This is a genomic window from Nesterenkonia sp. YGD6 (assembly GCF_022565895.1).
GTDB lineage: Bacteria > Actinomycetota > Actinomycetes > Actinomycetales > Micrococcaceae > Nesterenkonia.
In genome coordinates this window covers 241,344-259,927 of sequence record NZ_JAJOYY010000003.1, presented here as the reverse complement: position 1 = coordinate 259,927, position 18,584 = coordinate 241,344, and the positions used below count along the sequence as shown (strand labels likewise).

Genomic DNA, 18,584 nt, shown 5'->3' with positions numbered 1-18,584 from the left:
GCACCGGGTCAGGGCTGGCGCACGCCGAGGGCTCCGAGCATCGGGCGCATCTTGGCCCAGGTCTCGGCGAGCTCCTCCTCGGGGACCGATCCGGCCACGATCCCGCAGCCCGCGAAGAGCCTGATCTGGGTTCCCTGCTCCTCCAGGATCCCGCCGCGCAGCGCAATCCCGAAGTCGGCGTTGCCATAGGCATCGATCCAGCCCACCGGCCCGGAGAAGGCCCCGCGGTCGAGTCCCTCCAGGGTGGAGATCAGCTCGGCGGCGGTGGCCGTGGGGGTGCCGCAGATCGCGGCAGTGGGGTGGGCGCGCTCGGCCACCAGCAGCGCAGGGGTCTGGGCGGTGAGCTGACCGGTCACATCGGTGGAGAGGTGGAAGACGTTGGGCAGCTGGAGCACCGCCGGAGGATCCTGGGCGTGCAGGTGCTGCGCCACCGGGGCCAGCTGGTCCAGCAGCGACTGGGCCGCCAGCCGGTGCTCATCGCGCTGCTTGGGGTCCTCCAGCAGCATGGCGCGGGCCTGTTCCAGTCCGGTGCCGCCGTCCACGGTGCCGGCGAGCACCCGGGCGGAGAGCTCGCGACCGCGGATCTTCACCAGCATCTCCGGGGTCGCCCCCAACACGTCGCCGGCCAGATAGGTCCAACAGTCGGCATAGTCAGCGGCCAGCGCGGCCAGCACCGGACCGGGAGCCAGCGGGGCATCGGCGGCGACGACGACGTCGCGGGCCAGCACCAGCTTCTCCAGCCGGCGGTGCCCGATCGCCTGGACCCCGGAGCGCACGGCCCGCAGGTAGTGCTGCTCCGAATGGGTGCCCTGGATCAACGAGGTCGCGGCGGCGGCGTCGAGCCGGTCCGTCTGCCCCGCACTGTGTGAACCGTCACTGTGTGAACCGACGCTGTGTGACGGGACCAGACTCAGCCGGCGGCCCTGAAGCTGCAGGGAATGCCTGGCCAGGAGACCATGGACCCGGCGCAGCGTCGCGTCGTCGTCGTCCTCAGCCTCGAAGCTCTCGTCCAGCGCCGAGGGACGGATCACCGTCGTGATCCACGCCCTGCCCTCGGCGGAGCCGAGGATCAGCTCGGGCAGGATCAGGTGTGAGTCCGCGACCGAGGCCGAGGAATAGGTGATCGAGGTCAGCGCCACCGGGCCGGCGCCGGGGATCCCGGTCAGCTCCTCCGGCAGCGGGGAGACCTGGGCCAGCGGGGCCAGATGCTGCTCATGCCATTCCGCCAGCTCCGCGAAACGCTCCGCGCCCCGTGTCCTGATGTGCGCAGCGGTGCCCAGACCGATCAGCCCCTCACCGCGCAGCAGCCAGACGCCGCTGGGATCCAGGGCCGGCAGCATGTCCGCCAGCGTGGTTCCCGGGGGCAGATCCACCACCAGCGTGGTGGCGTCGAGGGAACCGGGGAGCGCTGTCATGGCTGGACAAGTCTAGGACATGGCGGCGGGAGCGATCCGCGCATGTGGGAGAATGTCAAGGTGAATCGCCCCAGCACCGGAAGCCGCGCAAGCCTCGCGAAGAAGCCCGAGGACGTCGCCTCGATGTTCGACGAGGTCGCCGACCGTTACGACCTCACCAATGACGTGCTCTCGCTGGGCCAGACCAAGCGCTGGCGCAAGAAGCTCGTCGCCGCGCTCGACGTCACCCCAGGTGAGCGGGTTCTTGACCTCGCCGCTGGCACCGGAAGCTCCACCGAGCCCTTCCACGACGCCGGTGCGACGGCAGTGGCCTGCGACTTCTCCTCCGGCATGCTCCAGGTGGGCAAGCGACGCCGCCCGGACATGACCTTCATCGCCGGAGACGCGATGAACCTGCCCTTCGCCGACGACACCTTCGACGCCGTCACGATCTCCTTCGGACTGCGTAACATCGTGGACCCGCTGGCCGGGCTGCGCGAGATGCTGCGGGTCACCAGACCGGGAGGACGGCTCGCCGTGATGGAGTTCTCCGACCCCACGAACAAGGTCTTCAACACCGTCTACAACGAGTACCTGATGCGGGCGCTGCCGCCGACCGCCCGGGCCGTGTCATCCAACCCGGAGGCCTACGTGTACCTGGCCGAGTCCATCCGGGCCTGGCCCGATCAGGACCATCTGGCCGCCGAGATCTCCGCCGCCGGGTACGCCGCGGTGAAGTACCGGAACCTCAGCGGTGGAATCGTTGCGATTCATCACGCCACCAAGCCCAGCGCCCTCCCCGCATCCTGACTCTGGATAGGCTAGACACCGATGAATGAATCCGCAGCTGATCCCCTGACCGCGAAGCTCCCGGCAGGGTTCGACGTCCTGGCCGACGACGAGACGCTCGCCGCCGAGGTCGCCGAGGCCCTGACCCGGGTCGAGGAGGATCTCCTCGGCTCCCTGGCCAGCGCCGATGAACTGGTGAACGCCTCAGCGCGGTACCTCGCCCAGGCCGGCGGCAAGCGGGTCCGCCCGCTGCTCACGGTGCTGACCTCGATGCTCGGCAACGGTGTCGATGACCGGGTCCGTCGTGCGGCCGCGGTCATGGAGATGACCCATCTGGCCACGCTCTACCACGATGACGTGATGGACTCTGCTCCGGTGCGCCGCGGGGCGCCTGCCGCCCACCAGGTGTGGGGAAACTCCGTGGCGATCCTCACCGGGGACCTGATCCTGGCCCGGGCCTCACGGCTGATGTCCGAGCTCGGGGTGGAGGCCTCGGAGATCCAGGCGCAGACCTTCGAGCGCCTGGTCATGGGGCAGCTCCACGAGACCGTCGGCCCGCAGGCCGGTGAGGACGCCTACGCCCATTACCTGCGCGTGATCGGTGACAAGACCGGTTCGCTCGTCGCCGCCGCCTCTCGGCTCGGGGCGCACTTCGGGGGCTGCTCCGCGCAGACCACCGCGATGCTGCAGAACTACGGCGAGGCGGTCGGAGTGGCCTTCCAGCTCGCCGATGACGTCATCGACCTCACCGCCGATCCCGAGTCATCCGGGAAGACCCCGGGGACCGACCTGCGCGAAGGCGTGGCCACACTCCCGGTGCTGCTGCTGCGCCAGCAGGCCGAGGACGGCTCCTCGCCGCAGAGCCGGCAGGACGCAGCCGCGCTGCTGGCCATGATCGACGCCGACCTCAGCTCGGACGAGGCGCTGGCGCAGGCGGTGGCCGCCGTCGTCGCCCACCCGGTGACCGAGCAGTCCTGGCAGGTGGCGCACAGCTGGGCCGAGCGGGCCAAGCAGGCGATCGTCGAGCTGCCTGAGAGCACCGTGAAGTCCGCGCTGGTCTCCTTCGCCGACGCCGTGGTCGAGCGCGACGGCTGATCCAGCCGCGGGGTTCAGCTGCTGCTGGCCAGCACCTGATCCAACGCCGCGCGCAGCTGGAGCGCCTTCTCGGCGCGGACCGCGACGTCGACCGGGTGCCTGACCTGCCGGTAGAGCATGTCATCGGCGTAGCGGGGAAACACATGCAGGTGGTAGTGCCACACGTGCTGGTTCCCGGCCGGCTCATTGTGCTGGCGCACGGAGGTGCCCTCCGGCTTCCAGGCCAGCTTCATCGCCTTGGAGACCTCGCGGGACATGATCGCGATCTTCGCCAGCAGCGCGTCGTCGAGGTCATAGAGCGTCTCGCGGTGCCGCACCGGGGTGATCATCGCGTGGCCCTCATGCGGACCGAAGCCGTCACAGGCCATGAAGACCATCAGCTCGGGGTCCTGGTAGACCAGGTCGCTGAGCTCGCAGCGGTTCGCGGGATGGTCCACCTCGCCGCGGGCCAGCCCGCAGAACGGGCAGGAGTAGCCCGGCGGGGCGTGGGAGCTCCAGAGCTGCGCCAGATCGGGGGCACTCACGGGTTGTCCTCCTCCTCGAAGGAGAACTCCAGCAGGTCGAAGATGAACTCGCTGACCGTTGCGCCCTCGTCGTTCCACATGCCGGAGTTGCTGCTGCGCCGCACGATCAGCGGATCCGGGACGTCGAGGGTGTCCACGTCGACGCCCCAGGCCCAGCGCTCCTCCTCGTCCTCGAGGAAGAGCAGATGTCCGTCCTCGACGACGAGCTCATCGGGATCGAAGAAGAAGTGATAGGCCTCCATGATCTCCTCGCAGCGGCCCAGCGCGAGGTAGAACTCCTCGAGCACCTGCGGCAGCCGCGGACGCGCCTTGAGATCATCGGGCAGCTCGGAATCGGCGATCATCTGGCGCAGCTCCTCGACGGTGAGACCCTCGGCAGGGGTCCACTTCGCGTCGAGATAGGTGGGCACCAGGGCGCGGAACTTGTCGAGGAACATATCAGCCATGACTTCAGTCTAGAAGACCGGGAACAGAGTCATTCGCCGCCGACGTTCACCCCAATACGGCATACTGTGCTGAGTTAATCAATCAGAAGGAACCTATCCGTGTCCCAGAATTCCTCGCAGCGGCCAGCAGGCCGGGCCATCCGAGTCGCCGTCGTCGGAGCCGGCCCCGCAGGCGTCTATGCCTCCGACATCCTGGCCAAGGCGCAGAAGAAGAGCGACTTTGAGTTCAGCATCGACCTCTACGACCGGTATCCGGCCCCCTTCGGGCTGATCCGCTACGGCGTCGCCCCTGATCATCCGCGGATCAAGGGAATCGTCAAGGCGCTGCACAAGGTGCTGGACCGCGGCGACATCCGGCTGATCGGCAATGTGGAGATCGGCAAGGACCTCACCCTGGAGGACCTGCGCCGGCACTACGACGCCGTGATCTTCGCCACCGGCGCGATCAAGGACGCCGAGCTGAACATCCCCGGCATCGAGCTGCAGGGCAGCTTCGGCGCCGCCGACTTCGTCTCCTGGTACGACGGCCACCCCGACTACCCGCGCGACTGGCCGCTGACCGCCGAGCGCGTGGCAGTGATCGGCAACGGCAACGTCGCCCTGGACGTGGCCCGGGTGCTCTCGAAGCACGCCGAGGACATGCTCACCACCGAGATCCCGGAGAACGTCTACAACGGGCTCAAGAGCTCCCCGGTCACCGACGTCCACGTCTTCGGTCGACGCGGCCCGGCTCAGGTGAAGTTCACCCCGCTGGAGCTGCGCGAGCTCTCCCACAGCCGCGACGTCGACATCGTCCTCTACGAGGAGGACTTCGACTTCGACGCCGGCTCCGACGAGGCGATCAAGACCAACAACCAGGTCAAGACCATGGTCAACACCCTGGGCAACTGGCTGGTGGAGCAGGAGGAGCGCGAGACGGAGGCCTCCCGGAAGCTCCACCTGCACTTCCTTCTGCAGCCGGTGGAGATCCTCGAGGGCACCGACGAGGCCGGCCAGGGCACCGGCGCCGTCGCGGGCATCCGCTTCGAGCGCATGGAGCTCGACGGCACGGGCAGTGTGCGCGGCACCGGGGAGTTCCAGGACTTCGACGTCCAGGCGGTCTACCGCGCGGTGGGCTACCTCGGCTCAGTGATCCCCGGGCTGCCCTTTGATGAGCTGCGCGGCGTGCTGATCAACGACGCCGGACGGGTCAAGGACGACGACGGCGCCCACGTCCCCGGCATCTACGCCACCGGCTGGATCAAGCGCGGCCCGGTCGGGCTGATCGGCCACACCAAGGGCGACGCTCTGGAGACCATCGGCTGCCTGCTCGAGGACCTGCACCACCTGCCCGTGGCGCCTGAGCCGGCCGAGGACGCGGTGATCGAGCTGCTCGAATCCCGCGGGGTGGAGTACACCACCTGGGACGGCTGGCAGAAGCTCGACGCCCACGAGATCTCGCTGGGCGAGTCCTACGGTCCGCTGCCCGACGGCGGCGCCAGGGAACGGGTCAAGGTCGTCGATCGTGAAGACATGATCCGCATCTCCCGCGAGAGCTGAGATCCTGCCGGCGGAGAGCCGCCCCGCGCAAGCGCGCATGAGAATGCCCCCTCGCCGTCGGCGCGGGGGCATTCTCATGCGCGGAACGGCTCAGCTCGGGCTGTGGCCAGCCATCGCTTCGAGCCGGGCGATGCGCTCGGGCATCGGCGGGTGGGTGCTGAAGAGCTTCTTCGCCCGGGCGCCGAAGGGGTTGGCGATCATCATGTGGGCATGCGCGTCGTGCTTGGGGTCCTCCTTGAGCGGGTAGCGCGAGATCCCGCGCTCCAGCTTGTCCAGGGCTGAGGCCAGCGCCAGCGGATCTCCGGTGAGCGCGGCGCCGTCGGCGTCGGCGTCGTACTCCCGGGTGCGGCTGACCGCCATCTGGATCAGGCTGGCCGCCACCGGCATCAGGAACACCGCGACGATCGCACCGACCAGCGCCAGCGGGTTGCCGCCCTGGTTGTTGCCGCGGCCGCCGCCGAAGAGCAGGAAGAACTGGCTGATCGTGGTGAGGAACCCGGCGACTGCCGCGGCCACCGAGGAGATCAGGATGTCGCGGTTGTACACGTGCATGAGCTCATGTCCGGTGACCCCGCGCAGCTCGCGCTCGTTGAGCAGGTTCAGGATGCCCTCAGTGAAGCAGACGACGCCGTTCTCCGGGTTGCGCCCTGTCGCGAAGGCGTTCGGAGTGGGGGCCGGCGCGATGAAGATCCGCGGTGCAGGCTGCTGGGCGCGCTGCGCGAGATCTTCGACCATCTGGTAGAGCTGAGGCGCCTGCTCCCGGGTCACCGGGTAGGCCTTCATCGCCTTCAGTGCGATCTTGTCTGAGTTCCAGTAGGAGTAGGCCACGGAGACCAGGCCGATCAGCCCGAAGACGAAGATCATTCCGGGGGTCTGGGTGGCATAGGCGATCACGGCGCCGACGAGCAGGAGCATCGCGAAGAGGAACGCGAGCAGACCAGCTGTGCGCAGCCGTCCGTGGTGCTGGTGCATTGACGCTCCTAGGAGGGATCAGGGGTGGAGATGGCCCGCTTGTGACCAACAACATCCTACGCTCGCCAGGTTTCGGCTGATCGTTCACCTGCAGTTCACCTTCCCGTGTGACGCTCGTCGGGCACGCGGTGCACAGTGTTCTACGGCCCTTCATCCGGCAGTGATATCAACCCCTGTGATTCACCTCGCACAACATGCGAGGACCGGATCCGGGATGTGCCAGCGCCAACACTCAAGCAGGGCTCACCAATGCTCGTGTTCCAAGAGGAGATTGCATGTCCGCACCGTCGATGGAGGCCCCGCAGCGGGTCGCCGGCACTGTAGACGAAGCACCCGCCAAGCGACCCTTCAGCCCCTTCGAACGGTTCGGCCTCTCGGGGCGAACGCTCGACGTGGTGAACTGGGTCTCCGTGGCCCTCGCCATCTACGTGCTGATCACTGCGGTCAACGTGATCGGCACCGGATTCGGCATCGCCACCGGGGATCAGGCCGAGAGCCTCTTCGCCTTCGCGACCAACCCGATCATCGGGCTGATGATCGGCATCGCCGCGACGGCACTGACCCAGTCCTCCTCGACCACCACCTCGGTGACGGTGGGCCTGGTCGCCGGCGGGCTGCCGCTGGGGGTCGCGATCCCGATCATGCTCGGCGCCAACATCGGCACCACCTTGACCAACACCCTGGTCAGCCTCGGCATGGTGCGCGAACAGGAGTCCTTCCGGCGCGGCTTCGCCGCCGCCACCGTGCATGACTTCTTCAACCTCATCGCCGTGCTGATCTTCCTGCCGCTGGAGATGATGTTCAGCCTGCTCGAGCGTCTCTCCACCTTCTCCGCCGGTCTGGCCGTTGGGACCGACGGAGGCCCTGTCGCCTACGTGCTGGCAGGTGTCGGCTCCACCATCAAGGCCGGCACGAAGCCGCTGGCGAACCTGATCGAGGACTCGCTGAGCTTCATCCCGGGCAGCTGGCACGGGGTGGCCATGGTCGTCGTCGCGATCGTGCTGATCCTGCTGGTGATCAACTTCATCGGCAAGCTGCTCAAGGTGCTGCTGGTCGGCAAGGCCAAGCAGGTGCTGCATTCCACCATCGGTCGCGGACCCGTCGCCGGCATCGGCTCCGGTGCGGTCGTCACCGTGATGGTGCAGTCCTCCTCGACCTCCACCGCGCTGATCGTGCCGCTGGCCGGCTCGGGTGCCTTCACGCTCAAGCAGCTCTACCCCTTCACCCTGGGGGCCAACATCGGCACCACCGTCACGGCTCTGATCGCGGCCTTCGCCTTCGACGGCCCTGCAGGTGAGATCGCCCTGACCGCGGCGCTGGCCCACCTGTTCTTCAACGTGCTGGCCACCCTGATCATCTTCTGCACCCCCTGGCTGCGGGACCTCCCGCCGCGCGGCGCCACCTGGCTGGCGGATCTGGCCGCCGAGAAGAAGGTCTGGGCCTTCGCCTGGGTGCTGGGCGTGTTCGTCGTCATCCCGCTGGTGCTGATCGGTCTGAGCATCATCTTCTGATCCCCTCACACACCAGTAAACCCCGCCAGTTGAGGTTTCCGGTGGATACGTATCCACCGGAGAACTCAATCAGCGGGGTTTTTTGGTGTGTGGGGTGAGGGTCAGCGCATATTGACGAACTGCAGGTCGGCGTCGTCGAAGTTCTTCAGCATCGCGATGACCTCCTGCAGGTCGTCGCGGGACTTCGAGGTCACGCGCAGCTCGTCACCCTGGATGGTGGCCTTGACGGTCTTCGGGCCCTCATCGCGGATGAGCTTCGTGATCTTCTTCGCGGTGGGCTGGTCGATGCCCTCCTTGATGGTGCCCTCGATCCGGAACTCCTTGCCGGAGGCGTAGGGCTCTCCGGAGTCGAAGGACTTCAGTGAGATGCCGCGCTTGACCAGCTTCGAGCCGAAGACGTCCTCCACGGCCTTGGCCCGCTCCTCGGAGTTCGCCTTGATCAGGAGCTTCTCCCCGGAGTAGTCGATCTCTGCACCGGTGCCCTTGAAGTCATAGCGCTGAGCGATCTCCTTCTGGGCCTGGTTCAGCGCATTGGCGACCTCCTGCTTGTCCACCTTCGAGACGACGTCGAACGTTGAGTCCTTAGCCACGTGTACCTCCTGATCGGCATGGATATGTGCCGCTGAGTCTAATCGTGATGGACCGCCGAGCGGGTGTGGACTGTTCCGACGGTGACTCAGCTCCTGCCGCGGAGGAAGAGCGCATCTGGGCCTGGGCCGCGGTGCCGCTCCGGCAGGACAGCGCCTCTTCTGCGGTCGCACACTATGAAGAACGACTCCAGGTTCGGCTCTGAAAACAGATCCCGGAGTCTTGAGTCAAGCGACGTTCCTCAGACGAAGGTGGAGTTCAGGCCATCCTCGGTGGCGTGGAGCACCAGCTGGGCCAGACCATCGAGCAGCTCCTTGTCCTCGGGCAGCTGGGCGCAGGAGATGCGCAGCAGCCCGGTGGGCTGCTCGGTCATGTGTGAGCTGGTTCCGACGTCGGTGACGACCCCCTGGGCGCTGAGCGTGAGCGCTGCGGTGCGCTCATCGGGGACCTGCACCCAGATCGCCCAGCTTGCCGGGCCCGCGTGGGCGGTGAGCCCGACGTCGGTGAAGGCCTCGAGCGCCATCCTGCGGCGATTCGCGTAGCGCGTCCTGGCGCTGTTGATCCGGCGACCGGCAGCTGGATCGCGCAGCAGGAAGGCGAGCGTGTGCTGCAGGATGCGGCTGTTCGAGCTGACTCCGCCCGAGCGCTCGGCGATCGCCCCGGCGATGAGCCGCTTGGGGCCGGACATGACCGCAGTGCGAAGGTCCATGCCGTAGGCGCGTTCGAAGCCGATGACACGCAGGGTGCGCTCGGGCAGGAGGGCGTCCAACGAATGGGTGAAGGGGTCCATCTCAGCCAGCGGGCCCAGCGGGTCCTCTTCGATGATGACGGTCTCAGGTGAGGATTCCAGCACTGCCGCTAGCTCCTGGGTGCGGTCAGTGCTGAGGATGTGACGCGGAGAGAATGCGCCGCCGGGGCTGTGCACGAACGCGACGGCACCGGCGTCGAGTGCCTTCTTCAGCGCCTCGGGGACCGGGCCGTGTTCATCCACCGGGACCCCCATGGTGCGCAGGCCGAGGCTCTTGGGCACGGAGAGGTAGCCGGGGGAGGCGGGTTCCTCCACCGCGATCAGGTCACCGCTGCTGGTCACGGACCTGGTCCCGAGCCAGAGGCCTTCGGTGGCGGAGGAGACGGCGGCGAAGCTGCGTGCCCGGGGGCCCTCGGCCGGGTGTCCGAGCTTCTTCTCCACCGCGCGCTGCAGCTCAGGCAGGATGTGCTCCCGGCTCCAGCTGTGCAGCTGCGGCTGCTTGAGGCTGCGCACCATGCCCTCCTCCAAGGAGGGCAGAAGCCGCTGATCCGGGCTGCAGTGCAGCAGGTCGACTCCGGACCAGCTCCGAAAGCTCGGCCCGCCGACGTCGCCGGGTTCCACGATCCGGGTCCCGCCGCGGCGGCGAGTCTCCACCAGGTTGGACTCCCGCAGCAGGCTCCAGGCCTGGGCGATGGTGCCGACGCTGACGCCGATCTCCGTGGCAAGGTCGCGGACGGTGGGCAGACGCATCCCTCCGCTGAGCGTCCCGGCGCTGATCAGCTCCCGCACCTGTTCAGCGATGCCGCTGGGGCTGCGTTCACTCAGGTGTCGAGCCAGTGTCTCGGCCTCGATATCGGCCACGGTGCTCCTTGATGCTGGGTGCTGGGTACGGACCTGCACCAGTGCGGATGATCAGAACGGGGCCACCACGCACGCGTGGATGGTGGAGTCAACCCTACTCCCTGTGATGCAGTCGGATTCGAAAATTTCCAGTGTTGTCGCTAAAGTAATGGGGTGCCTCTTACGGGGCGTCGAAATCTGCTTCGGGAGGTTTCGTGTGGTTGCACGGCAGATTACCCGAGCGGCCAAAGGGGGCTGACTGTAAATCAGCTGGCATCGCCTACGGGGGTTCGAATCCCTCATCTGCCACCACATAGTTCAAGGGCGGTTCGGATCACAAGATCCGGACCGTCCTTCTTCGTCGGTCCTGCTCAGGTTCCGCTGGGCGCTTAAGTGGCCCCGCGTCACCAGGGGAGAGGCCGACAAGGCGCCGCTGCTCGCGTAGGGTGGCGAGGCATGGCTACCACTGATCTGACCACGACAGACTTTCAGCAGACCCTTGAGGACAGCGACATCCTGCTCGTCGACTTCTGGGCCGACTGGTGCGGTCCCTGCAAGCAGTTCGCCCCGGTGTACTCCCAGGTCTCCGAGCAGCACCCCGATGTCACCTTCGCCAAGGTCGACACCGAGGCCGAGCGTGAGCTCGCCGCCGCAGCGAACATCACCTCGATCCCGACCCTGATGGCCTTCCGCGAGAAGGTCCTGGTCTTCTCCCAGCCTGGCGCGCTGAATGCCGAGCAGCTCACCGAGGTCATCACCGCGGTGAAGGACCTGGACATGACCGAGGTGCACAAGCAGATCGCCGAGGACCAGGCCGAGCAGGACCCGAAGCCGCAGGCCTGATCTCTCCAGGCCTCAGCGATCCCGGTGATCCGCCGGGGTCAGCTTCGGACCATATTTCTGATCCCTGAAGCCCGAGAGCTTCAGCAGTCGAATGACGCGCTGTCGGTGCGGCGCATAGGGCGCCAGCAGGCGGAGCATGCCTGCGTCGTCCGTGCGGGCACCGGTCATCGCGGCCCCGACGAAGTTGCTCAGGTGATAGTCCCCGACGGAGGGAAGATCCGCCGCCCCGTGGGAGCGCTGCAGCGCCTCGGCGACCGTCCACTCCCCGATCCCGGGAATCGAGCGCAGCCGCAGACCCAGATCGGCCACTGACTCCGTCTCCACGCCGGTGTTCGCGCTGAGCTGGTGAATCGTCCTGGCGCGTTCAGCGACCAGCTGGATGGTCCTGGACAGGGCCGGCTGGACCCAGAGCTGATGCCACTCCCAGGAGGGGATCCGCCGAAGCTGCGCTCCGGTCAGCGGCAGCCGCATCCAGGGCGGGGTCGGCACCAGGACCGAGGTCGGGGGGTGCTCCCCATGGCGGCGCAGCAGCTGCCTCCACCCGTGGCGCGCCTGATCATGGGTGACCTTCTGCTCGAAGGTCGCCGTCACCAGCTGGTCGAAGAGCCCACCGGTGGCGGGCAGGCGCACGCCCGGATGCCGCCGGCGCACCCGGACCAGGGCGGCGGAGAGCTGATCTCCGAGGGCATCGAGCAGCAGCTCGGTCTCCTGCCAGCTGTCCTGGATCCCGAGGATCTGTGCGCCCCGCCGCGCGGCGAGATCGGTCACCACCGCAGAGTCGATGCCCGGACCGGCTGCGGCGGCCCGTACCTGAACGGTGGAGGCGCTGCTCTGGTCGAAGCGCAGGGTCGCCGCTCCGAGCTGCACCCCGGATCGGTCATAGATCCGCTGACACATCCACGCACCCGCGCCAGGAGTCCCGCGCGGGCCGCCGGTCATCGCTGCTGCGCCGGGATCGAGCCGGATGCTCGGGTCAGAGGCTCCGCGCTGCAGCACCGACAGCGTCCGGGGAAGGTCCACCGGCCCGCCGAGGTCCAGGAGCACCTCGTCCTGGGGCGCCGCCGGGGTCGCTGCCGTGGTCATGGTTCCACTGTGGCACAAGGCTGGGACATCGGCATCGCCGCCCTGCTCCCCGATAAGCCGTCCCGCGATCCTTTCCCGGCGCAGGTCAGCGTGGCGAAGTTTCGCCAGAAGACTGGCACTGACTGATCCGCTCAGGACATCGGTAGAGTTGGGCGCATGAAATATGCCCAGTCCGTCGTCGAGCTGATCGGCCGAACCCCTCTGGTGAAGCTGAATCGGATCACCGAGGGCGTCTCCGCCACCGTCCTTGTGAAACTCGAATACCTCAACCCCGGTGGGTCCATCAAGGATCGCATCGCGCTGAAGATGATCGAGGAGGCCGAGTCCGCGGGTCTGCTGAAGCCCGGGGGAGTGGTGGTCGAGCCGACCTCCGGCAACACCGGCGTCGGCCTGGCTCTGGTGGCCCAGCAGAAGGGCTACCGGGCGGTCTTCGTCACGGTGCCCAAGGTGGCCCAGGAGAAGCGTGACGTGCTGCGCGCCTACGGCGCCGACGTCGTCGTGGGCCCGGCAGGTGTCCCCGCAGAGTCCCCGCTGTCCTACTACGGGATCTCCGACCAGCTGGCAGGCGAGATCGAGGGCGGCTACAAGCCGGACCAGTTCTCCAACCCGGCCGCGCCGAACTCCCACTACGAGACCACCGGGCCAGAGATCTGGGACGACACCGACGGCAAGGTCACCCACCTGGTGGTCGGCGCCGGCACCGGCGGCACCGTCACCGGCTCCGGGCGCTACCTCAAAGAGGTCTCCGCCGATCGCCCCGGCGGCCCCGTGCGCGTGGTGGTCGCTGACCCAGACGGGTCCATCTACTCCGGCGGCGAAGGCCGTCCCTATTTCGTCGAGGGTGTCGGCGAGGACATCTGGGTGAAGAACTACGACGCGTCGATCCCGGATGAGCACCACGCCATCTCCGACGCCGAATCCTTCGCCATGGCACGACGGCTCGCCACCGAAGAGGGCCTCCTGGTCGGCGGTTCATCCGGCACCGCCGTCGCCGCAGCGCTGAAGCTCGCCCAGGATCTGGGGCCCGACGACGTCGTCGTCGCGGTGCTCCCCGACTCCGGACGGGGCTACCTGGGCAAGATCTTCAACGACCAGTGGATGATCGACCACGGATTCGGCGCGGTGGTCTCGAACTCCACCGGTGTCGAGATCAGCGTGAAGAGCTCCGCGGAGCTCACCGACGCGGTGAAGAGCGGACTGATCGGCGCCGACCCGACCGTCGACGACGCCGACCACGCCGCCAGCACCACGAAGCGGGACGCGTCGAGCATGGACGCCGACACCGTGACCGCCGGGGATGTGCTGCTGGCGAAGAGTTCGCTGTTCTCCGCCGCGATGCCCGAGGTGGTCTCCATCTCCCGGCAGACCACCCTGCGCGAGGCGGTCTCGGTGATGAACCGCTACGGCATCGACATCGTCCCGGTGATCGACCAGCCCGGGCGGGTCGCCCGGATCGGGGAGGTCTACGGGATCGTCGACGTCGCCGACCTCTCCGAGGACCTGATCGTCGGTCACGCCACACCCGATGAGCTGGTCACCGACCATCTGGCCATCGACCTGCCGCTGGTCGGGATCACCGAGACCCTCCCGCAGATTCTGAAGAAGCTCAGGAGCAACCCCACCCTGCTGGTCGCCGAGAACGGCGACATCGTCGGGGTGCTCACCCGCAATGACCTGCTTGCGCACCTCTCAGGTGCCCAGGAGAAGGAGACCCGATGACCGAGAACCGCCACGGATTCGCCACCGACGCCATCCACGCCGGACAAGAGATCGACGAGGTCTTCGGGGCAGTGGTGCCGCCGCTGCACTTCTCCACCACCTACGCCCCCGACGGGATCGGCAACCTGCGTCGCGGCTACGACTACGGCCGCGCGGGCAACCCCACCCGCACCTCGCTGCAGACCCAGCTGGCCGCGCTGGAGGGCGGGCGCCACGCCTTCAGCTTCGGCTCCGGCCTGGCCGCCGAGGATGCGATCATCCGCGCCGTCACCCGGCCAGGGCAGCGGATCGTGATGGGCAACGACGCCTACGGCGGCTCCTACCGGCTGATCAGCCGCATCCACGGCGACTGGGGGATCGCGAACACCCCGCTGGACCTCACCGACCTCGACCGGGTGGCGGCCGAGATGTCCGAGCCGGATGCGACGCTGCTGTGGGTCGAGACCCCCTCGAACCCGCTGATGTCGATCACTGACATCGCCGCCCTGGCGAAGATCGCCCACGAGAACAACGCGCTGCTGCTGGTGGACAACACCTTCGCCAGCCCCTACCTCCAGCAGCCGCTGGCGCTGGGCGCGGACATCGTGGTGCACTCCACCACCAAGTACATCGGCGGGCATTCGGACGTCGTCGGCGGCGCCGTGATCACCTCCGACGACGAGCTGGCCGCCTCCATCGGCTTCCAGCAGTTCGCAGTGGGCGCCGTCTCCGGTCCGCTGGACGCCTACCTGACCACCCGCGGGCTCAAGACGCTGGCGGTGCGCATGGACCGGCACTGCAGCAACGCCCAGGCCATCGCCGAGCACCTGGTGGACCACCCCGCCGTCGAGCGGGTGCTCTACCCAGGGCTCCCCGATCACCCCGGCCACGAACTGGCCAAGGCTCAGATGAGCGGCTTCGGCGGGATGGTCTCGATCCAGCTCGCCGGCGGAGAGGCCGCGGCCCGCAAGGTCGCCGAGGGCACCCGGCTCTTCATCCTCGCCGAGTCCCTGGGCGGCATCGAGTCGCTGATGAACTACCCGCACGAGATGACCCACGCCTCGGTGCGCGGCACCGAGCTCGCGGTCCCGGAGAACCTGCTGCGCCTCTCGGTGGGCATCGAGGACGTGGCGGACCTGATCGATGATCTCGACACCGCCCTCGCTGGGCTCGAGCGCCGTGGCTGAGTCCTCTCCGACCTGTCTGGCGGGCGCGGCAGATCGGCTGGGACTCACCGGGACCGTGGACGCGGTCTGCGTGGTGCACCAGCTGATCCGCGACGACGTCGGCCAGGTCGGGGTCAGTGGGATCGACAAGCGTCCGGTCTCCGGCCCGGTTCAGGTGCGCACCCTGGGGCTGCATGGTGACGTCCAGGCCGACCGCCAGCACCACGGCGGGCCTGAGAAGGCCGTCTACGCCTATGCGGAGGAGGACGCCCAGTGGTGGGCCAGGGAACTGGGGCGGGAGATCCCGTCAGGCAGCTTCGGGGAGAACCTGCGGCTCTCCGGGATCGATCTCGACGGCGCCCACCCCGGTGAGCGCTGGCAGATCGGGGACCGGGTGGTGCTTGAAGCCACGGTCCCGCGCATCCCCTGCGCCACCTTCGGGCGCTGGCTGGATCAGCCCGGCTGGGTCAGACGCTTCATCGCGGCGGGACGGCCGGGCACCTACTTCAAGGTCATCACACCCGGCACCGTGCAGGCCGGGGACCGCGCCGCGGTGATCGCCGTCGCGGAGCGTGCCGGGGTCGCCATTCGGGAGACCGCGCTGCGACGGGGCCCGGCGCTGGCCCGACCGGACGACTGAAAGTCCAGCTCAGGGACGTGGACGTGACCTTCGTCTCCAAAGGCGACAGTCGGGGTGGACCTGGGCTAGACTGAATGGGCATTCTCCGGATGATCCCGTTTTCTCTTGCTGACTCCGAGCGTGCCCCATCCACATGGGGCCGGACGCTCGTAGAGGGTTGTGTGTATCCACGGGTCGACTCCGGAGCCGACAAAGCGGCCGAGTCCCTGTGACTGATCCAGTCCCGTCCTAGATACCCAAGCAACCTGCCCTGCCCATGCAGGGGTTGTGTGCATTGCCTTTCGGCACGCCCAGCCCCTTCGAGCAGCGGTGGTTGATTGTGCAGGTTTCCTGGGACTGGATCTTCAGCGGGTCCTCTCGGTCGCATGACATGTGACGAGGAGTCAACATGACGATCCAGGACCACAACTCCGCAGAGCCCACCCCGGGCGACGCCGAGACCGCAGCTGCGGCGCAGACCGCAGCCACCACGGAGTCAGGCGCGACGCAGACGCCGGAGACTGCCACCCCTTCTGAGACCGAGGCTCCCGCCGAGGCCGCACAGGTTGAGACCGAAGCAGCCCCGACCGCCGAGGCCGAGAACACCACCGAGGCCGTTCCGGCCGTCGAGGCCGCTCCCGCAGCTGCCGCGGCACCGGTCGTCGAGTCCGCCCCGGCCGCTGAGGCGCCGGTCGAGTCCGCCCCCGCCGCTGAGGCACCTGTTGCCGAGGCCTCTGCAGAGGCGGCCCCCAAGGCCGTTGAAGAGCCCACGGGCCCGAAGTTCTCCGAGCTGGGCCTGGATCCCCGGGTGCTGCAGTCGGTGACCAAGCTCGGCTACGAGACCCCGTCCCCGATCCAGGCGCAGACCATCCCGCTGCTGAGCGAGGGCCGCGACGTCGTCGGTCTGGCCCAGACCGGCACCGGCAAGACTGCGGCCTTCGCGCTGCCGGCGCTGTCCCATATGGCTCGCGCGAACGACGCCGGAGAGCTGGGCAACTCGCCCTCGACTCTGGTGCTCGCCCCCACTCGTGAACTCGCCATCCAGGTCGCCGAGGCGTTCGCCACCTACGCGCAGGGCGTCCCCGGCATCACCGTGCTGCCGATCTACGGCGGCTCCCCCTACGGCCCGCAGCTCGAGGGCCTGCGCCGCGGCGCCCACGTCGTCGTCGGCACTCCCGGTCGCGTCATCGACCACATGACCCGCGGTTCGCTGAACCTCTCCACGATCAAGCACCTGGTGCTCGATGAGGCTGACGAGATGCTGCGCATGGGCTTCGCCGAAGAGGTGGACCAGATTCTGGCCCGCACCCCGAAGACCAAACAGGTCGCACTGTTCTCCGCCACGATGCCCAAGGCGATCCGCCGGATCTCCGCGGACTACCTCAATGATCCGGTCGAGGTCTCGGTCAAGTCCAAGACCTCCACCGGCACCAACACCCGCCAGCGCTTCGTGCTGATCAAGCACTCGGCCAAGAACGAGGCGCTGACCCGCATCCTCGAGACCGAGCCGCACGATGCCGCGATCGTCTTCGTGCGCACCCGCTCGGCCACCGAAGAGGTCTCGAACAAGCTCGCCGCCCGCGGCTTCCGCACCGCAGCGATCAACGGTGACATCCCGCAGAACCTGCGCGAGAAGACCGTGGAGAACCTCAAGTCCGGCCGCATCGACGTGCTCGTCGCCACCGACGTCGCCGCCCGCGGTCTCGACGTCGAGCGCATCACCCACGTCTTCAACTACGACATCCCGCTGGACACCGAGTCCTACGTGCACCGCATCGGCCGCACCGGCCGCGCGGGTCGCTCCGGCGACGCCGTCCTGTTCGTGACTCCCCGCGAGAAGCGCATGCTGCGGTCCATCGAGAAGGCCACCCGCCAGCCGGTCGAGCAGATGTCCATGCCGACCATCGCGGATGTGAACTCCTCGCGGCTCGATCGCTTCTCGGAGCGGATCACCGAGACCCTGGCCTCGGAAGAGCTCGAGGAGTACCGCGGACTCGTGGCCTCCTACACCCAGGAGCACAACACTCCCGCCGAAGACGTGGCAGCCGCACTGGTCGCCATGGTCCACGACGGACGGCCGCTGCTGCTCGACGAGAAGCGCGACGACGAGCTCGTCCGTGAATCCAAGCGTGAGGTCGGCGAGGACCGTGCAGGCGGCGATCGCCCGGATCGCGGCGAGCGCGGCCAGCGTGAGCGCGGACCGCGCACCGCCGGTCCCGGCAACGCGATGTACAAGATCGCTGTCGGCCGTCGCAACGGCGTGAACCCAGGACACATCGTCGGCGCCATCGCCAACGAGGCTGGGCTCAGCGCCCGCGAGATCGGCGGCATCGACATCCGCCCCACGCACTCCCTCGTGGAGCTGCCTGAGAAGCTCTCCTCCGAGCAGTGGGCCGCCCTGGCGAAGACCCGCATCGGCGGGGAGCTGCTGAAGATGGAGCGCGACACCGGCGCTCCCTCCGGCGGCACCGAGTCCCGCGGCGGCTCCGGCGAGTCTCGCGGCAGCTATGCCGGCAAGCGTGAGGGCGGCTCGAGCGATCGAGGCGGCCGCGCAGGATCCGGCGACAGCCGATTCGGCAACAAGGATCGCAAGCCGCGCTGGAAGTGAATCGTCCCCCTGAAAAGGGGTTCGGACTTCGCCGCCGCAGGTCCCGATCTGCGGCGGCGGAGACACCCGGTCAGGGGAGAGGCGGCTCACCTCTGACCGATTTTTGAACGGTGCTGAACTG

16 protein-coding genes and 1 tRNA gene are annotated in these 18,584 nt (G+C 68.0%); 10 read left to right on the top strand and 7 right to left on the bottom strand.

The features are described from left to right. Positions 1–8: 8 nt before the first annotated feature. Positions 9–1,415, bottom strand: a complete 1,407-nt coding sequence (locus tag LTI14_RS06505) for an isochorismate synthase (RefSeq protein ID WP_241476075.1) — start codon at positions 1,413–1,415, stop codon at positions 9–11. A gap of 60 nt (positions 1,416–1,475) precedes the next feature. Here LTI14_RS06505 and LTI14_RS06500 point away from each other — a divergent pair, with 60 nt between their 5' ends. Both LTI14_RS06500 and LTI14_RS06495 read left to right on the top strand, forming a co-directional pair. Beyond that, positions 1,476–2,204 (top strand): demethylmenaquinone methyltransferase, encoded by a 729-nt coding sequence (locus LTI14_RS06500; protein WP_342357729.1) that lies wholly within the window; start codon positions 1,476–1,478, stop codon positions 2,202–2,204. Positions 2,205–2,225: 21 nt separating this feature from the next. Further along, positions 2,226–3,278 carry a polyprenyl synthetase family protein gene (locus tag LTI14_RS06495; protein ID WP_241465445.1) on the top strand — a complete coding sequence of 351 codons (1,053 nt, stop codon included), beginning with the start codon at positions 2,226–2,228 and terminating at the stop codon, positions 3,276–3,278. 14 nt (positions 3,279–3,292) lie between these two features. On the opposite strand, the gene LTI14_RS06490 is transcribed toward LTI14_RS06495, so the two are convergent. Then, the gene (locus LTI14_RS06490; protein WP_241465444.1) at positions 3,293–3,802 is read right to left on the bottom strand and encodes an HIT family protein; all 510 of its coding nucleotides are present in this window, start codon (positions 3,800–3,802) and stop codon (positions 3,293–3,295) included. Further along, positions 3,799–4,248 carry a hypothetical protein gene (locus tag LTI14_RS06485; RefSeq protein WP_241465443.1) on the bottom strand — a complete coding sequence of 150 codons (450 nt, stop codon included), beginning with the start codon at positions 4,246–4,248 and terminating at the stop codon, positions 3,799–3,801. Before LTI14_RS06485 ends, LTI14_RS06490 begins: the two co-directional genes overlap by 4 nt. 99 nt (positions 4,249–4,347) lie before the next feature. Between LTI14_RS06485 and LTI14_RS06480 the strand changes: the two genes are divergently transcribed. Next, positions 4,348–5,787 carry an FAD-dependent oxidoreductase gene (locus tag LTI14_RS06480; protein ID WP_241476074.1) on the top strand — a complete coding sequence of 480 codons (1,440 nt, stop codon included), beginning with the start codon at positions 4,348–4,350 and terminating at the stop codon, positions 5,785–5,787. A 90-nt stretch (positions 5,788–5,877) separates the two neighbouring features. On the opposite strand, the gene LTI14_RS06475 is transcribed toward LTI14_RS06480, so the two are convergent. Then, positions 5,878–6,759 carry a M48 family metalloprotease gene (locus LTI14_RS06475; RefSeq protein WP_241470596.1) on the bottom strand — a complete coding sequence of 294 codons (882 nt, stop codon included), beginning with the start codon at positions 6,757–6,759 and terminating at the stop codon, positions 5,878–5,880. A gap of 275 nt (positions 6,760–7,034) precedes the next feature. Here LTI14_RS06475 and LTI14_RS06470 point away from each other — a divergent pair, with 275 nt between their 5' ends. Further along, positions 7,035–8,270: a Na/Pi symporter gene (locus LTI14_RS06470; RefSeq protein WP_241465440.1), complete on the top strand. Its 1,236-nt coding sequence runs from the start codon at positions 7,035–7,037 to the stop codon at positions 8,268–8,270. 101 nt (positions 8,271–8,371) lie between these two features. On the opposite strand, the gene LTI14_RS06465 is transcribed toward LTI14_RS06470, so the two are convergent. Beyond that, on the bottom strand, positions 8,372–8,860 hold the full coding sequence (locus LTI14_RS06465) for a YajQ family cyclic di-GMP-binding protein (protein WP_241465439.1): 489 nt from the start codon (positions 8,858–8,860) through the stop codon (positions 8,372–8,374). A 239-nt stretch (positions 8,861–9,099) separates the two neighbouring features. After that, positions 9,100–10,467, bottom strand: a complete 1,368-nt coding sequence (locus LTI14_RS06460) for a GntR family transcriptional regulator (RefSeq protein WP_241476073.1) — start codon at positions 10,465–10,467, stop codon at positions 9,100–9,102. 206 nt (positions 10,468–10,673) lie between these two features. Here LTI14_RS06460 and LTI14_RS06455 point away from each other — a divergent pair. Next, positions 10,674–10,758, top strand: a tRNA-Tyr gene (locus tag LTI14_RS06455). 144 nt (positions 10,759–10,902) lie between these two features. Then, positions 10,903–11,289: a thioredoxin gene (gene trxA / locus LTI14_RS06450; RefSeq protein WP_241465437.1), complete on the top strand. Its 387-nt coding sequence runs from the start codon at positions 10,903–10,905 to the stop codon at positions 11,287–11,289. Between the two features lie 12 nt (positions 11,290–11,301). Here the strand turns inward: trxA and LTI14_RS06445 are convergent, their stop codons facing one another. Then, entirely contained in the window at positions 11,302–12,372 is a 1,071-nt protein-coding gene (locus tag LTI14_RS06445; protein WP_241476072.1) for a DNA-3-methyladenine glycosylase family protein, read from the bottom strand. 156 nt (positions 12,373–12,528) lie between these two features. On the opposite strand from LTI14_RS06445, the gene LTI14_RS06440 reads away from it, so the two are divergent. From LTI14_RS06440 to LTI14_RS06425, 4 genes are all read left to right on the top strand, one after another. Continuing rightward, a complete protein-coding gene (locus tag LTI14_RS06440; protein WP_241476071.1) occupies positions 12,529–14,091 on the top strand; it encodes a pyridoxal-phosphate dependent enzyme in 1,563 nt (520 codons plus the stop codon). Next, a complete protein-coding gene (locus tag LTI14_RS06435) occupies positions 14,088–15,257 on the top strand; it encodes a cystathionine gamma-synthase (protein ID WP_241465434.1) in 1,170 nt (389 codons plus the stop codon). Before LTI14_RS06440 ends, LTI14_RS06435 begins: the two co-directional genes overlap by 4 nt. Beyond that, on the top strand, positions 15,250–15,876 hold the full coding sequence (locus tag LTI14_RS06430) for an MOSC domain-containing protein (RefSeq protein ID WP_241465433.1): 627 nt from the start codon (positions 15,250–15,252) through the stop codon (positions 15,874–15,876). Before LTI14_RS06435 ends, LTI14_RS06430 begins: the two co-directional genes overlap by 8 nt. Positions 15,877–16,264: 388 nt before the next feature. Continuing rightward, positions 16,265–18,463 carry a DEAD/DEAH box helicase gene (locus tag LTI14_RS06425; RefSeq protein WP_241476070.1) on the top strand — a complete coding sequence of 733 codons (2,199 nt, stop codon included), beginning with the start codon at positions 16,265–16,267 and terminating at the stop codon, positions 18,461–18,463. Positions 18,464–18,584: the final 121 nt, after the last annotated feature.

Bases quoted from the DNA above. Each gene is read 5' to 3' on its own strand.
- trxA (WP_241465437.1), top strand. From the start codon at position 10,903: ATGGCTACCACTGATCTGACCACGACAGACTTTCAGCAGACCCTTGAG.
- LTI14_RS06425 (WP_241476070.1), top strand. From the start codon at position 16,265: ATGACGATCCAGGACCACAACTCCGCAGAGCCCACCCCGGGCGACGCC.
- LTI14_RS06470 (WP_241465440.1), top strand. From the start codon at position 7,035: ATGTCCGCACCGTCGATGGAGGCCCCGCAGCGGGTCGCCGGCACTGTA.
- LTI14_RS06440 (WP_241476071.1), top strand. From the start codon at position 12,529: ATGAAATATGCCCAGTCCGTCGTCGAGCTGATCGGCCGAACCCCTCTG.
- LTI14_RS06475 (WP_241470596.1), bottom strand. From the start codon at position 6,759: ATGCACCAGCACCACGGACGGCTGCGCACAGCTGGTCTGCTCGCGTTC.
- LTI14_RS06445 (WP_241476072.1), bottom strand. From the start codon at position 12,372: ATGACCACGGCAGCGACCCCGGCGGCGCCCCAGGACGAGGTGCTCCTG.
- LTI14_RS06505 (WP_241476075.1), bottom strand. From the start codon at position 1,415: ATGACAGCGCTCCCCGGTTCCCTCGACGCCACCACGCTGGTGGTGGAT.
- LTI14_RS06495 (WP_241465445.1), top strand. From the start codon at position 2,226: ATGAATGAATCCGCAGCTGATCCCCTGACCGCGAAGCTCCCGGCAGGG.
- LTI14_RS06485 (WP_241465443.1), bottom strand. From the start codon at position 4,248: ATGGCTGATATGTTCCTCGACAAGTTCCGCGCCCTGGTGCCCACCTAT.
- LTI14_RS06435 (WP_241465434.1), top strand. From the start codon at position 14,088: ATGACCGAGAACCGCCACGGATTCGCCACCGACGCCATCCACGCCGGA.